The organism is Spirochaeta isovalerica (genome assembly GCF_014207565.1).
GTDB lineage: Bacteria > Spirochaetota > Spirochaetia > DSM-2461 > DSM-2461 > Spirochaeta_F > Spirochaeta_F isovalerica.
Genome location: NZ_JACHGJ010000013.1, coordinates 82757 through 97233, shown reverse-complemented (window position 1 = coordinate 97233; position 14477 = coordinate 82757). Strand labels below are relative to the sequence as shown.

Genomic DNA, 14477 nt, shown 5'->3' with positions numbered 1-14477 from the left:
ACTGCTGATACCAGGATAGAACTGAAACAGAAATCAGAAAGGAAGTCTGCATAAATATTTCAAAGATCATACTTCATCTATGTTGACACATTCCGGAGTTAGCCCAACATATTCAGCCGCTTTCGTTACAGAAATGTATCTATTTCCCATATTCGATCCTCCTATCGCATATAAGTGATAACATAAAGATCGCATGAGACAAGAACTGTGTCAGTTGATAGGTTTTATTAGTAAAAGTTAGACGAGGGTAATTTAATAAAAACATCTCTCGCTCATAATTAAGGCTGATAAACCCTGAATTGTTTATTCTCGGGTCTGAAAATTTCAACCGTACTTAAATCAGCGAATGTCAAATTTTTATCGAAAATATCCTGGTCGAGAAATAAGGGAGCTCTGATATAGACAAAAACTCCCAGGTCTGTGCAGTAGGGCAGATATGCACCATGTCTGGGTAATTGATCTTCCAGCTTTGAAAGCACATTTCGGCCAATTTCATTCAACAGATTCATATCAGAAGAACGATAGTCTTTTTGAAGTAAATAGTCAGTTTTAGTTTGGATGAAGAAATGTTCCGGAATTTTCAAGACCATTTGATTATCCAGATTGGACAATCTGATTACTTTGCTATAGATCTTCAGTTTTGGCGGGTTGAAAAAAAACATATTATCTTTCGATTTATGGAATTCATTCAGCCATTCTTTGGGTTCTAGGGGAATTGTAGGGAAATCAAAACGATAGTTGATTATATTCTCTAGATCATCTGTATTGAATTGATTGGGATCACTCGAGTTTTTTTCACTGAGAGAATAGAAGGGGAAGAACACAAAGGCTTCAACTTTATCGTATAACTCGACAGTTCCCATAATCCAGTGCTCAATACATCTTTCATCAAACAGTCTGATTCTCTCGAACTGGGATTTGCAGATGGGAAATCCCCCAGATTTGTTCTTTCCTGAAAATCCTATGGGACGTACGCTTCCCGGTGGAAGGTAGTGTCCGTCAATTAAGGGTGAGATAGCGTGCTGATTTTGATGGTTATCATCATATAGCTTTAACCCCCAAATTGGAGCATTTACAAGATCGAAAGTAAATGTCTCTTTATAACTCTGAAATCTGTTCAGCTCCATGTAGGGAAAACCTACAATTCGGCCTCTTCTACCTAAAACATGTGCCCTCTGGTTAGAAACATATTCCCGGAATTCTTCTTGATCCAAATAAATCATAATATACCCCCATTTACAAAATCGTATTCTGTACTTGCCTAATTTCCTCCAACTCTTCCAACAATTGATGATCATAATGATCGGTCATTGCTTCTGTGCGATGACCTGTCACTTTCCGCAGTTGAATATCTGAAACCTTTCCTCGCATGAACGTATTAAAAAAATGGCGCCATGAATGAAATGTTATATTTCGCTCTCGTCTTTGAGAGTCTGAGATGTCTATGTTTTCCAGAGCTTTGTATAGGTGTTTTACAATAGCCCGGTGATCAACAGGCTGTCCGGGAATTTTTCCCTGAAAGATTATCGCATCCTCATCGGTAATCTTTTGTTGCTCGATTATGTTTTGAAGTACTTCAGAGACATAGCAGGGTAAACTGATCGCTCTTGTTGAGTTCGCTTTGGGCGAAACCAAACCGTACTTCCTGTCCCATGAGTGATTAACGAGAATATGGTCTTCAAATACATCTTTGAATTGAAGAGCCTGAACTTCTCCCATCCTCATACCTGTTGTTGCAGCAAGAACAGAGATGGCATAGAACAGTTTATCTTTCCCCCATACTTCTTCTATCCTCTGGGGATTAAAAAGCGTTCTGACCTCATCACGAGTCAATAACCCCTTGTTTTTAGAATCTTCTTTGAGCTTTTTGACCAGAGAAGCAGGATCAGAGGAGATAAGTTGCAATCGAAGAGCTTCCTTCATCATGATTTTCAAAACAGCTAGACAGCGGTTTGCCGTGACATTGGCTTTGGTTGTTGATGCTTTTTTCTTTTCTTTATACTTTTTGTCATCTTTTTTGGAGGCGGGAATGATTTTGTTGTCTCTTATATCAAAGAGCCATTTCTCTATTCTCTGAACCGTAATCTGTGAGAGTTTGTATTTGCCAAATGTAGGTGTAATATAATTGGTCAGAAGATTGCGTTGTATATCGGCATAGCTTCGCCGATAGCCTCTTCGGTTGATCTCTCTTTTCAGATAATCACATTTATCCCAGATAAACCAGTTTTCAGCGAACTGGGCAAATTTCTGATCCTTTTTTACATGGACGAGCCCCTGGGTTATCTGATGGATTGACCAGTTCCGGGCAGCGGCTTTTGACGTCTGCCCGGTTGAGAGGGTTCTTATTCTGGTGCCGGTCTCGTCGAAAAACTCACAATAATAGATTTTCTTTCCCTGGGAACGGCCCCTTTTAAAAAGACGAAATTGTTCAATCATCCCTTGTCTCCTCGTCAGAATACCATAGGTTTTCCTGATTTCTAAGGAGCCGGCTTGCGCAAGCGCAAAAAGGTTTCACTAACAATTTCACTAACACAAAAAAAAAGCTCTATAGATCAAGAAAATATTTCCTTGCTCTATAAAGCTTTAAGAGTCGGGCTGAGTGGATTTGAACCACCGACCCCATGTCCCCCAGACATGTACGCTAAACCCCTGCGCTACAGCCCGTTTTATTACGAGACTGACTATAGCATACTTGCAAAATAACATGCAAGATTATTTTGAAAAAAAATAGAAAAATGAAAATCTACAAATTCTGGCCTTCGCGATTTTTTTTCGGACCTTTTTCAATGGCCATGCTGACCCTGAGCTGGCGTCCGTCAAGTTCCTGACTGTCTATGTTTTCCATGGCAGTTTTAGCTTCGACTTCACTGGCCATTTTTACAAATGAAAACCCTCGGAATTTACCTGTATATTTATCGCTGACCATACTGATCGATTCGACTGTTCCGAATTCGGAAAATACGGATTCCAGAGCTTCAGCCGACGTCCTATAGTTAATGTTACCTACGTAGAGCTTCTTACCCATGTGAATAAAATCCTTCCTTTTTTGATTGCTATCCCATAAGTCTAAGAAGCTGAAATTTGGCTGTCAAATTTTATTTATTTTTTTATAGTATTTTTAGTAGAACTAAAGTTATACCTGTAAAATCCTACCATATAAATAGATACTATTACTGATAAGGTATGATAAGCCTGCCCGAAACAGTATAGAGATAGACTTTTTCATGTTTCAGGCCGGCTTTTAATCAGGGGGCGTAATAGTCAGGTTTTGCTGACTTCTTTCTTATTATAAAGCCCTCTTCAAGAGGTGTGTCAGTTTTTAAGGTATATATTTTCCCGTGGTCAGCTTTGTCGACTTTTTCGCCTTTTTCATCAAATATCTGAAATTTTTCACATTTGACATAAAGTAGATCCGGTCCTATAAACTCCAGTTCATCTTCCTGCCGGATCTGATTCTTCACATCGATGGACCAGGATCCGTCTTCCTGTTTTTCTCCTACGGAACCGAGAAAAGCAAACTGCCTCTCATACATTTTGGTGGTTGATTCCTCTACATCATCTTTGCCGAAATAGAAACCGGTCGTAAACTCCCTGTGGCTGACTTTGAAAAGCTCCTCTCTGAATCCTTCCAGGTCCGGAATCTTTTTTCCCATTTTGCTGTCGATCATTTTTCTATAGGCCCGGGTAACCACGGCCGCATAATAGATGGACTTCATCCGTCCTTCAATTTTCAGCGAATCGATCCCCGCATCCTTAAGCTCCTGGATGTAGTCGATCATGCAGAGGTCTTTTGATGACATGATCGTCGTGTAATTGTCCCCTTCTTCAACGGGGTAGTACTCACCGGGTCTCTCTCTTTCCTCCAGCACCCTGTAGGTCCAGCGGCAGGAGTGAGCGCAGGAGCCCTGATTGGCCGAGCGGTCAGTCATCATTTTGCTCAGGAAACAGCGTCCCGAATAGGCCATGCACATGGCGCCGTGCACAAAAGTCTCCAGTTCCAGTTCCGGTACAGTTTCTTTTATATCCCTGATGTCTTTCAACGGTGTTTCCCGTCCCAGGATGACACGGGAGAAACCCAGATCCCGGTATATTTTCGCCGCTTCGCCATTGACGCAATTAGCCTGAGTCGACAGATGCAGTTCTCTGTCGGGGAAGTGCTTTTTCAGAAGAGGCAGAATCCCGATATCGCTTATTATAAAAGCATCGAAGGGATAGTCAGCGAACTGATCTATCTCTTTTTCCAGTTTTCTTAAATCATCGTGATGAAAAAAGATATTCAGGGCGCAGTAAAGCTTCTTGTCTCCCTTGATCTCTCTCATGTAGGAGGCTTCATCACGTCCGAAGTTGTCCGCTTTGGCGCGGAGTGAAAAGTTTTTTATTCCGATGTACGCCGCGTCGGCGCCGTACTGATAAACGTATTTAAGTTTCTCTATATTTCCCGCAGGGGCCAGTAATTCCATAGACCTATATATAACGCTTCTCATATGTAAAGGTCAATGTTAAGATAGAGGCGTTAAACCAAATACGGGGAGAGATTTATGTCTGTTAACGATGAGGAACTGACTGAAAAAGAAGCGGAACTCATGCGCGAACTGGAAGAGTTCAAAAAGGAGAAGGAGCGGGTCCGAAATCTTCTGGGCAGTATCGGAGGGGCCCGTCAGAACAGAAGGGAGCAACTGATAAACATGGGATTTCTGGCCATTGTCGTCGTCTTTTTCACCCTGGAGCTGACAACGCACTTTCTCCCGTCCTATATCTCTCTGGAAATCGGCGTTCTTCTCGTTTCCATCAAAATCATCATGCTCATTCACAGCGCCAACAGGGCTAACCATTTTTCTTTCTGGATACTCAACTCCATCGAATTCAGAATGAATGAAATAAACAAGAGAACCATCACAATGGAGAAGGAACTGAACAAGATCAAAAGAGAGATGAATCTGCCGGATTAATTTTTTTTAAACAATCTCTTCAAAACATTCGATTATGTTTATATGTCTCTCTTTAGAATTGCCCAGATCAGCGATATACATATCACTCTCAAACAGAATGAAACCGCTGAGGGAATCGACGTCATCGCGAATTTTAATAGAATCCTCGATCAGGTCGTATCCTGGGCACCGGATCTTCTCGTCCTGACGGGAGACCTCTGTTTTACACGCAATGATGTGAAAGCCTATGAATATGTCAAAGGAAAACTGGATAAATGCGGACTTGATTATATCGTAATGGCAGGAAATCATGATAAATCGGCACCATTGGCAAAAGCATTCGGCTATTCTATGACAGGCAGAGATCTTTATGCTCTGAGAGATATCCCTGGTTACAGACTCATCTTCGGGGACAGTTCGCGCCACAGAGTCAGCTCGCCGCATCTTGAACAACTCCGCAGCGATTTGCAAACCGCATTAAAACCGGTTCTTTTCATTCACCATCCTCCTGCTAAAGCCGGTGTTCCCTTTATGGATCGAAAGTATCCTCTCATCAATATGGATCAGCTTCAGGAAGTTCTCTATACCTATCCCGGACGGGTTCCCGTTTTCTGCGGGCACTATCATAACGAAAAAGAATTTTCATACGGCAATCTTGATATTTATATGACCCCTTCGACATATTTTCAGATTTCCGATCAGACCAGGGATTTCGCCATCTCCTCCAGAAATATCGGCTGGAGATCAATCGAACTCTCCGGCAGGATCGAAACGGAAGTCCATCACATCAACTTGCCATAAGCGGAATTTATCGCTTATCCTCTTATCTATGGATAAAAAACTCAATGTCATATATGCGGGACGCATGTCCTATGAAAATGCCCTGGAGCTTCAGCTGAAAACCCAGAAGGAGAGAATGGAGGGCAAGATTGATGATACCCTGATTCTTCTTGAACACAACCCTGTCATCACAACGGGGCGACGGGATCAGAGTCATAATATTTTTGTCGATCCCGAAAAAGTGGGTGCCGAATTTGTAAAAACGACAAGGGGGGGGGAAGTGACTTATCACGGCCCCGGGCAGATTGTCGGATATATTTTTATAAACATAAGAGATTACCGGAAGGGGATCAAAAGCTTTGTCAACGATCTTGAAGAGGTCTTTATCAGCCTTCTCCGCGAGGAATTCGGTATCGAAGCCGGGCGGGATGACAAACACAGAGGCGCCTGGGTCGGGAATTCAAAGATTACAGCTATCGGTCTGGCGGTGAACCGGGACATTACCATGCACGGGTTTGCCTTTAACGTAAAACCGGATCTCAGTCACTTCCAATGGATCGTTCCCTGCGGAATACAGGATAAAGGGGTGACATCGCTGGAAAAGCTGATCGGACGCGAGCCGGATCTGGAGGAGGTCCAGCAGCTGGTCATCAAACACTTCAAAAAGATTTTCGATTATCAGTAGATCTCTTTCAGGATTTCGGGCCCGGTTTAAAGGGTATCATTCGAAAAAAAGGGCCGCTCTTTCAGCGGCCCCATATTTATTCCTCTTCAAAAATCAATTTGAATACTTCGCCGATCTCTTTAACCGGATGGAATTGAATTCCCTCTCTTACATATTCGGGAATATCGTCCAGATCTCTTTCATTAGGTTTGGGAATAATTATTTCCGCTATCTTCATTCTCCTTGCCGCAATGGTCTTTTCCTTCAATCCGCCGATGGGAAGAACTTTTCCCGTGAGTGAGAGCTCTCCGGTCATAGCCAGATGTTTGCGCACTTTTTTCCCCGTAATCAACGAGAGGAAAGCCGTCGCCATGGTGATACCGGCGGAAGGACCGTCTTTCGGGGTCGCCCCTTCGGGGATATGAAGGTGTATGACATGTTTCTCGAAAAATTCCGGTTCCACATCGTAATCGGCGCAGATGGATTTCACATAGGATAAAGCGATATCCGCCGATTCTTTCATAACATCACCCATCTGCCCCGTCAGCTTCAGGCCGCCTTTACCGGGAAGGGCTATCGCTTCGAGGATAAGCGTGTCTCCTCCGAAATTGGTCCAGGCCAGGCCCACAGCCATTCCGGGTTTGGTGATCTGTTTGGATACTTCTTCGCGGAATGGCGCTTTCTTCAGGTATTCCTCGAGATTTTTCTTCTCGACCACATGGGGAAGCTCGCCTTTGCCGAGAATGACTTTATAGGCCACTTTCCTGTGAATCCGGTCTATGGCTTTTTCAAAAGAGCGCATACCCGCATCGCGCGCGTATCCGTCGGCAATTGCATGGAGCGCCGTTTTGTAATAGCGGATATGTTTGGGTTCCAGCCCGTGTTTCTTCAAAGATTTGGGAATGATGTATTTCCGGGCGATCTCTATCTTTTCGTCCTCGATATAACCGGCCAGCCGGATGATCTCCATTCTGTCCATTAGCGGACGGGGAATCGTATCGAGCGTGTTGGCTGTGCAAATGAAGAGTATGTGGGACAGATCGTAAGGAAGATCCAGATAATGGTCGCGGAATTCCGTGTTCTGTTCCGGATCAAGCGCTTCGAGCAGGGCCGACGAGGGGTCTCCCTGAATGCTGGAAGACAGTTTGTCTATCTCGTCGATCATGAATACCGGAGCTTTGCTTTTGACGATCTTCAGCCCCTGAATGAGTTTTCCGGGCATGGCGCCTACATAGGTTCGCCTATGGCCTTTGATTTCTGCTTCATCGCGCATCCCGCCGACTGAGAACCGGAAAAACTCGCGATTGAGTGCCCGGGCGATGGACTTGCCTATCGATGTTTTTCCTACCCCGGGAGGGCCGACAAGACAGATTATGGAACCTTTGTTATCGTTTTTCAGTTTTCGAACCGAAAGATACTCGATGATTCTCTCTTTCACATCTTCCAGACCGTAATGATCCTCATCGAGGATTTCCTGGCCTCTTTCTATATCGATTTCATCGGGTTCCGGAGCATCCCAGGGAAGATTGACAATGGTATCCAGATAATTTCTCGTTACGATGAATTCGGAAGAGGACGGGTCCATAAGCGAGAATTTTTCCAGTTCTCCCTCGACCTGTTCTTTTATCTCTCCCTCAAAGCCGAGAGCGTCGATTTTTTCCTTGAATTTAAGGTGCTCGCTGCTTTTCGAGTCAATGGGTTCGCCGAGTTCCTTTTTTATGGCTTTGATTTCTTCGCGGAGGAAGTATTCTCTCTGGCTCTTCTCAATCTTCTCATTTATCTGGGCTGTCAGTTTTCTCTGGATTCTCAGAAGCTCCTGTTCTTTCTTGATATAAATAAGAACTTTTTCCATCCTCTCCTTTATATTGATGGTATCAAGAATTTCCTGCTGCTGGTTCCTGTCGATATTGAGAATGGAAGTAATGAAGTCAGCGATTTTTCCGGGGTGGTCCACATTGACCATATTGAGGCGCATTTCCTCGGAAAAGAGGGGATTGTTATCGGAAATGGTTTTCATCTCTGCTATGAGCGAGCGCGTCATGGCCTTGATCTCATCGGGATCGGCGGTTTCATCGTCTTCGATATAGCTGACCCTGGCGGAGATGGGCGATTGTCTCTGTGTGAACTCTTTCACTTTAAAGCGCTTAATGGTCGAAATGAAGATATTGATTCCCCCGTCGGGGAGATTTATTTTCTTTACGATTTTGGCTACCGTTCCGATCCGGTGAAGATCCTGTGCATCGGGAATTTCGATGTTCTCGTCCTTAACCATCAGGAGTCCGATCATCATCTCAGCTTTCATGGCGCTTTCGATGATCTGCATATCATCGCTTGCTGTTATCATTATAGGGGTAAAAACGCCGGGAAAGAGAGGTTTTCCCACGAGGGGGATAATCAATAGTTCTTCGGGCAGTACTGTTTCTTTTTTTTCAACTTCGTTGTCAGACATAGACTATCCTTTCTTTTTGTAACAGTCTCCTGTTATACTCAATTTTAGTTCAGCGATTATATCAACCACAAGAGAAAATATGAAGAGGATTCAAAGATCGGAATTAATTGTTTTAAAAAGTGAAAAAAGCGGAGAGAACCACAGACTGGTCACTCTGTTCACTTCCAACTCTCAGATTGTCCGGGCCCTCGCTTTCGGTGCGGCCGGATCGAAAAGCGCCATGAGGGGACTGACAACCCCATTCTGCCTCTGCGAGGGAGAGCTCTATCACGATCCGGTTAAAGATCTGTGGCGCATAACCCATCTGTCGGGACTGGATCTCTATGACGGAATCCGCTCCGATCTTAAAAAATTCTACACAATTTCTCTTCTTGCAGAAATAATACTAAAATCTTACGGCGGCGGCGATGAAAAAGCGTACGCTCTCTTTAAAAAAACGATCGGTTTTATAGACAGAGCCGAAAAAGCGGAGGATGTGGAAAAGCTTCTTGTTTTTTATCTCTGGCGCTATCTGAAAATGAGCGGAGTTCTGTCCGATCCCTGGGAGTGCGGCAGCTGTGGTCGTACAGTCGCTACCAGCGAAACGGTGTATTATACGGGAGACGGTCAGTTTTCTTGCCGCTCCTGCTGTGGAGAATCTGCCGGAGAATTGAATCACCGGGCTCTAAACTATCTGTATATGACTTCGGGTATGACTTTTGAGGAAGCGCTTCCGGTTGAAACGGACCAATCAATACTGGCCACTGTAAAAAAAAGTCTTATACTTATAGCACAGAGCCTCATTGAATATCCTTTGAAAACCCTGAAGACCGGCTCTATGTTTATTTAGAAGAGTGGTGTATAAAAATTATTGTTTGTTTGTATGACAATGGTGGAACTTCGTGATATAATGCTTTTTTCATTAATTAAGAACGTGTAATGTGAAGCCCGCATTGACGATAAGACGTCGTTCCGGCGCTTCTGAAGGAGTGAATATGAGAGCTGTTGATATTATTATGAAAAAAAGAATGGGCGGCGAACTGACCAAAGAGGAAATTCATTTCCTGATAACAGGATATGTCGACGGATCCATTCCGGAATATCAGATTTCAGCCTGGTTGATGGCTGTTTATTTTAAAGGGATGACTTTCGAGGAGACGGGGTATCTGACCAGAGAGATGATTGCCTCCGGCGAAGTCCTCGATCTGGAGGGGATTCCCGGTCCTCTGGTGGATAAACATTCCACAGGGGGAGTCGGCGACAAAGTCTCCATCATTCTCGCACCTCTCGCGGCGGCTTGCGGCGTGCGTGTCCCCATGATGAGCGGCAGGGCTCTGGGCCATACGGGAGGAACCCTCGATAAGCTGGATACTATTCCGGGTTTTACCACAGAGATCGATATTAAGCAGTTCCGCAGCAATCTTATGGGTTCCGGGATGGCAATGACCGGTCAGAGTAAAGAGGTTGTTCCGGCAGATAAAAAGATGTATGCTCTTAGAGATGTTACAGCCACTGTCGAATCTGTTCCCCTTATCACAGCCAGTATTCTAAGTAAGAAGTTCGCGGAAGGGGCCCAATCTCTCGTATTTGATGTAAAATGCGGATCCGGTGCCTTCATGAAGAATATGGAAGAGGCGGAAACTCTGGCCACTTCTCTGGTTGAAACGGGCAGGAGCCTCGGACGGAAGGTCGTGGCTGTCATTACGAGAATGGATGAACCGCTTGGTCACATGGTCGGCAACTTCCTGGAGATCGAAGAGAGCATAGACTGCCTGAAAGGCAAAGGTCCCGACGATCTTATGGATGTTACCTACAGGCTGACGGCCTGGATGCTTGTTGCCGGAGGTATCTGCAGCGATATCGATTCGGCTCTGGCCATGTGCCGCGAAAAAATAGAAAGCGGCGAAGCCTGGGAAAAATTCCTGCTCAACGTCAAGGAGCAGGGAGGCGATCCGGAGGCGCTGCAGAAAGGCTATGGGACTTTCCGGTCCGCCTATGCTGTCGAACTGAAAGCTGAAACTGATGGTTACGTACAGGAAATAGATGCTTTCGAAACCGGTATGACCGGTGTTATGATCGGTGTAGGCCGGAATAAAACAACCGATAATGTTCTTCCCTATGTGGGTATAGAACTGAAGAAGAAGTGCGGCGATGAAGTCAAAGCCGGCGACGTTCTTTGCGTTATCTACACGGAGGACGAAGGGAAAAATGCCGATGCTCTGGCGAAAATGAACGCCGCTTATAAAATCGGTCCGGATCCCTATGTTAAAAAAGATATGATTTTGAAGGAAATTAAAGCGATTTAAGATCCTTTCAAAGTCTCATAAGGATCTTGCATGATATGGAACAAGAAGGATATTGACTCTGTCAAAGTGAGGGAGATTGCCTCCCTCTTTGACATTGATCTGCTAACCGCTTCCATCTTTGCCAGAAGGGGTATAACGGAACCGGAGCAATTCCGGTTCTTTCTGGAGAAAGATTTCCGTTTTCTCCACAATCCCTTCAGACTGGAATCGATGGAAGAAACCGTGGATCGCATATTACTGGCCGTTTCCGAAGAGGAAAAGGTCATGGTTTTCGGAGACCGGGATGTAGACGGCATCACTTCGACAGTCATTATGACCCAGATGCTCCGCTCTCTCGGTCTCGATACGCGATGGGCCGTACCGGTAGGTGAAGATGATTACGGCCTATCCATTGCAGCCGTTGAGGATTTCGCTGCCGATAACGGAACCCTCATCATTACAGTGGATTGCGGCATTTCCGCTTATGATGAAATCAGAAGAGCCGTCGAACTCGGCATTGATGTTCTCGTCCTCGATCATCATAATCCACGTGACGGTGAAGATTTACCTCCCGCTTTCGCTATTGTCAATCCCAAGCGGGACGATGATAACTATCCTTTTCAGGGATTGGCCGGCTGTGGAATTGCCGTAAAAACCGTCTGGTCGCTCTGTATGGCAAAGACGGATCTCTACAATCAGCGTTATACCATGATCAATGTGAGTCGAAAGGGGGAGTCTCTCCGTTTCGAGGCAGTCAAAATTGAGAATCTGATGATCGTCCGCCGACTCGATGTGGATCCCCGCGCTGAAGGGTCCTATGAAAAAATAGTCGACTTTCTCTCAGGAGAGGCTCTTTTTGTCTTCGACAGTCCCGGACAGCTGCGGATTTTAAGAGAGGAGCTTTTCGGGAATTCGGTTGATATTTCCCTTTACGATCTCAAACCCGAAATGATGGCTCTTTTCCCCGGTCTGAATGGAGAATCTCTCGATTCTCTCAGCAGAAGAAGCCGTTTCGCACGGTATCAGGAAGGAGATGACACGCCCGGTCTCGTACTGGCAAATCTTTTTATCTCCTATCTGCTGAAAAAAAATGAAGCCCTCTTTCAGCCTTTTGCCAAATCGCTCGATCTGGCGGCTCTCGGAACGATTGCCGATCTTATGCCGCTTCTTGATGAGAACAGGATTCTTGTCGCAAAAGGTGTTGAACTGCTTAACAGAACCGAACGCCCCGGTCTTCAGGAACTGCTGTTGAAGCTCGATCAGAGAGGCCGGAAAATCCGGACCGGCGATATTTCCTGGCAGATTACACCGGTGATAAACTCAGCGGGAAGAATGGGGGAGGCCGATCTCGCTGTCAGGCTGTTTCTCTCGGAAGATCCCGAAGAAATTCACACGCTTTCCGATAAAATGATCGAACTGAACAAGAAGAGACGGACTCTCGGCGAGGAAGCCTGGATCAGGGTTTTCGCAAGAGCTCCCGAAGTTCTGGAAAAATATAAAAAGAGACTCATTATTCTGGTTGATGAGGAAATCCCCAGGGGAATAACCGGCATACTGGCATCCCGATTGTCCCAGGCGTTCAGGGTTCCGGCTGTCGTTCTCACATCCCGTGGAGGAACGGTTACCGGTTCCATGCGCAGCCTTCCCGGAATCAGCGTCAACGATTTTCTCCAGAGCCTCTCCGGTCTGTTCCTCGACTACGGCGGACACGATCTCGCTGCGGGGTTCTCCCTCAAAGCGGAAAACCTCGACAGGCTTCTTGATGAAGCTGTGAAAAAACTCGATCAGCTGGACAGCAGAAAATCCAGCGAGGAGTCAATAGATGTCGATGCGGAACTGCCATCCGATTATATGACTCCCGATCTCGAAAAGATACTCGATGTCTTCGAGCCTTACGGCGAAAAGCATCGTCCTCTTGTTTTTATGTCGAAAAAGGTGAAAATTGCCGATGTAAATATTATCGGGAAAACCGGTGATCATCTCCGTCTGCTCATTGACAGCGGGGAGTTCAAGTGGCCTGCCGTTTTCTGGAACGGAGCGGAGCATTACGGAAAACTCTTCGAAAAAAATGATACGGTGGACATTGTTTACCACATTAACCGAAATTTTTTCCAGAGCCGGGAGACTCTGCAATTATCCATACTGGACTTAAAGAAATGAACAGATTTGTCATAACAATACTCATGCTTCTCCTCTCGCAGGGAGTGTTTTCTCAGCACCTGTTTACTGACAGGTCGGCGAAAAGGGGAGAAATCCTCAACGCCCATGTCTATCCAGTCGGGGAAATCCGGTCAAGCCGGTTTTCTCTTGTAAACGGCGAGGGGCGTATTGTCTCCGTGAGCGATGGCTTTTTTATGAGGGAAGGAGAAAAATCCATAATAACGGCTCTTCTGGGAATCCCCTCCGATATTGAACCGGGCAAATACAAATTGCAGGTTTTCTGCGAAACCGAAAAGGGATCGGAGCAGTTTACCAAACCCTTTTTCGTCACCGACAGAGAGTTCAAGGAAATGGACATTTCCCTGAACGGCGCCATGACGGATCTGAGAACCAGCGACGATCCCCGAAAGGCTGAGGAATCGAGAGAGCTCTGGGCTTTGCTTAGCTCCTTTGATAAAGAAGCGGATTATTATAATGGCAGTTTCGACTGTCCTGTTGAAAACTATTTTGAATCGGCTTTTTTCGGCGATAGAAGGCGTTACCTTTACAGCGACGGAACAACTAGTCAGTCTCTTCATAACGGTTCTGATCTGGCCGCTGTCGTGGGAGAGCCGGTTTTCGCTCCTGCCGAAGGCAAAGTGGTCATGGCCCGATTTAGAATTCTGACAGGTAATACAGTGGTTATCGAGCACCTGCCCGGAGTTTACACTCTTTATTATCATTTGGATAAAATGGACGTTCAAATCGATAAAATGGTTACCAGGGGTGAGAAAATCGGAGTTGTGGGCAAAACAGGACTGGTAACCGGCGCCCATCTGCACTGGGAATTGAGAGTTTCCGGTATTCCGGTTGATCCTCTTCGTTATATGGAGGTTCCCCTGATTGACAAAAGGGAAATTATGGATATTATAGAATCCATCCATTGAAAGAGGGGGGTGATGTAACATCGCCAATATTAAGGTTTACGACGATGAACCATTGGAGAAAGCTGTAAAGCGCTTTAAGAGAATGGTTGAAAAAGAAGGTATTATCCGCGAATTCAAAAAGCGCGAATACTTCGAAAAACCGTCGACGATCAAAAACCGTAAGAACAAAGCATTAAGACGCAAACTGGCTAAAAAGCTGCGTAAAGTAAACGGTGGATCGAAAAACTACTAAAATGATCAAAGACTGGCTTATGCCGGTCTTTTTTTTTCTTCCTGTCCTTCCGGTATTTATATGAATCCCTGATA

The 14477-nt window shown here is 45.2% G+C and carries 13 protein-coding genes and 1 tRNA gene; 8 read left to right on the top strand and 6 right to left on the bottom strand.

The annotated features are described in order from the left end of the window. Positions 1-278: 278 nt before the first annotated feature. The 5 genes from HNR50_RS21185 to HNR50_RS21165 form a co-directional block, all read right to left on the bottom strand. Positions 279-1214 carry a hypothetical protein gene (locus HNR50_RS21185; protein ID WP_184748809.1) on the bottom strand — a complete coding sequence of 312 codons (936 nt, stop codon included), beginning with the start codon at positions 1212-1214 and terminating at the stop codon, positions 279-281. A gap of 22 nt (positions 1215-1236) precedes the next feature. Further along, positions 1237-2436 (bottom strand): tyrosine-type recombinase/integrase, encoded by a 1200-nt coding sequence (locus HNR50_RS21180; RefSeq protein WP_184748808.1) that lies wholly within the window; start codon positions 2434-2436, stop codon positions 1237-1239. 154 nt (positions 2437-2590) lie between these two features. Further along, positions 2591-2664, bottom strand: a tRNA-Pro gene (locus HNR50_RS21175). A 79-nt stretch (positions 2665-2743) separates the two neighbouring features. Beyond that, complete coding sequence (locus HNR50_RS21170; RefSeq protein WP_184748807.1) at positions 2744-3025, bottom strand: RNA recognition motif domain-containing protein; 282 nt, start codon at positions 3023-3025, stop codon at positions 2744-2746. 220 nt (positions 3026-3245) lie between these two features. Further along, a complete protein-coding gene (locus tag HNR50_RS21165; RefSeq protein ID WP_184748806.1) occupies positions 3246-4460 on the bottom strand; it encodes a peptidase U32 family protein in 1215 nt (404 codons plus the stop codon). A gap of 78 nt (positions 4461-4538) precedes the next feature. On the opposite strand from HNR50_RS21165, the gene HNR50_RS21160 reads away from it, so the two are divergent. Genes HNR50_RS21160 through lipB form a run of 3 tightly spaced genes read left to right on the top strand, consistent with a single transcriptional unit; the run spans position 4539 to position 6393 of the window. After that, on the top strand, positions 4539-4949 hold the full coding sequence (locus tag HNR50_RS21160; protein ID WP_184748805.1) for a hypothetical protein: 411 nt from the start codon (positions 4539-4541) through the stop codon (positions 4947-4949). A 42-nt stretch (positions 4950-4991) separates the two neighbouring features. Next, positions 4992-5729 carry a metallophosphoesterase family protein gene (locus tag HNR50_RS21155; protein ID WP_184748804.1) on the top strand — a complete coding sequence of 246 codons (738 nt, stop codon included), beginning with the start codon at positions 4992-4994 and terminating at the stop codon, positions 5727-5729. A gap of 28 nt (positions 5730-5757) precedes the next feature. Continuing rightward, positions 5758-6393 carry a lipoyl(octanoyl) transferase LipB gene (gene lipB, locus HNR50_RS21150; protein ID WP_184748803.1) on the top strand — a complete coding sequence of 212 codons (636 nt, stop codon included), beginning with the start codon at positions 5758-5760 and terminating at the stop codon, positions 6391-6393. 76 nt (positions 6394-6469) lie between these two features. Here lipB and lon read toward each other — a convergent pair whose 3' ends face one another. Then, positions 6470-8821 carry an endopeptidase La gene (gene lon, locus HNR50_RS21145; RefSeq protein ID WP_184748802.1) on the bottom strand — a complete coding sequence of 784 codons (2352 nt, stop codon included), beginning with the start codon at positions 8819-8821 and terminating at the stop codon, positions 6470-6472. A gap of 79 nt (positions 8822-8900) precedes the next feature. Here lon and recO point away from each other — a divergent pair, with 79 nt between their 5' ends. The 5 genes from recO to rpsU all read left to right on the top strand — a co-directional run bounded on the left by recO (position 8901) and on the right by rpsU (position 14403). Beyond that, positions 8901-9650: a DNA repair protein RecO gene (recO, locus tag HNR50_RS21140; RefSeq protein ID WP_184748801.1), complete on the top strand. Its 750-nt coding sequence runs from the start codon at positions 8901-8903 to the stop codon at positions 9648-9650. 145 nt (positions 9651-9795) lie between these two features. Then, positions 9796-11106, top strand: a complete 1311-nt coding sequence (locus HNR50_RS21135) for a thymidine phosphorylase (RefSeq protein ID WP_184748800.1) — start codon at positions 9796-9798, stop codon at positions 11104-11106. A gap of 30 nt (positions 11107-11136) precedes the next feature. Continuing rightward, positions 11137-13245: a single-stranded-DNA-specific exonuclease RecJ gene (recJ, locus tag HNR50_RS21130; RefSeq protein WP_184748799.1), complete on the top strand. Its 2109-nt coding sequence runs from the start codon at positions 11137-11139 to the stop codon at positions 13243-13245. Then, positions 13242-14171: a M23 family metallopeptidase gene (locus HNR50_RS21125; protein WP_184748798.1), complete on the top strand. Its 930-nt coding sequence runs from the start codon at positions 13242-13244 to the stop codon at positions 14169-14171. Before recJ ends, HNR50_RS21125 begins: the two co-directional genes overlap by 4 nt. Positions 14172-14190: 19 nt before the next feature. Beyond that, the gene (rpsU, locus tag HNR50_RS21120) at positions 14191-14403 is read left to right on the top strand and encodes a 30S ribosomal protein S21 (RefSeq protein WP_184748813.1); all 213 of its coding nucleotides are present in this window, start codon (positions 14191-14193) and stop codon (positions 14401-14403) included. Positions 14404-14477 lie beyond the last annotated feature (74 nt).

Bases quoted from the DNA above. Each gene is read 5' to 3' on its own strand.
- recO (WP_184748801.1), top strand. From the start codon at position 8,901: ATGAAGAGGATTCAAAGATCGGAATTAATTGTTTTAAAAAGTGAAAAA.
- HNR50_RS21125 (WP_184748798.1), top strand. From the start codon at position 13,242: ATGAACAGATTTGTCATAACAATACTCATGCTTCTCCTCTCGCAGGGA.
- HNR50_RS21170 (WP_184748807.1), bottom strand. From the start codon at position 3,025: ATGGGTAAGAAGCTCTACGTAGGTAACATTAACTATAGGACGTCGGCT.
- HNR50_RS21165 (WP_184748806.1), bottom strand. From the start codon at position 4,460: ATGGAATTACTGGCCCCTGCGGGAAATATAGAGAAACTTAAATACGTT.
- HNR50_RS21180 (WP_184748808.1), bottom strand. From the start codon at position 2,436: ATGATTGAACAATTTCGTCTTTTTAAAAGGGGCCGTTCCCAGGGAAAG.
- lipB (WP_184748803.1), top strand. From the start codon at position 5,758: ATGGATAAAAAACTCAATGTCATATATGCGGGACGCATGTCCTATGAA.
- HNR50_RS21135 (WP_184748800.1), top strand. From the start codon at position 9,796: ATGAGAGCTGTTGATATTATTATGAAAAAAAGAATGGGCGGCGAACTG.
- HNR50_RS21160 (WP_184748805.1), top strand. From the start codon at position 4,539: ATGTCTGTTAACGATGAGGAACTGACTGAAAAAGAAGCGGAACTCATG.
- recJ (WP_184748799.1), top strand. From the start codon at position 11,137: ATGATATGGAACAAGAAGGATATTGACTCTGTCAAAGTGAGGGAGATT.
- lon (WP_184748802.1), bottom strand. From the start codon at position 8,821: ATGTCTGACAACGAAGTTGAAAAAAAAGAAACAGTACTGCCCGAAGAA.
- HNR50_RS21155 (WP_184748804.1), top strand. From the start codon at position 4,992: ATGTCTCTCTTTAGAATTGCCCAGATCAGCGATATACATATCACTCTC.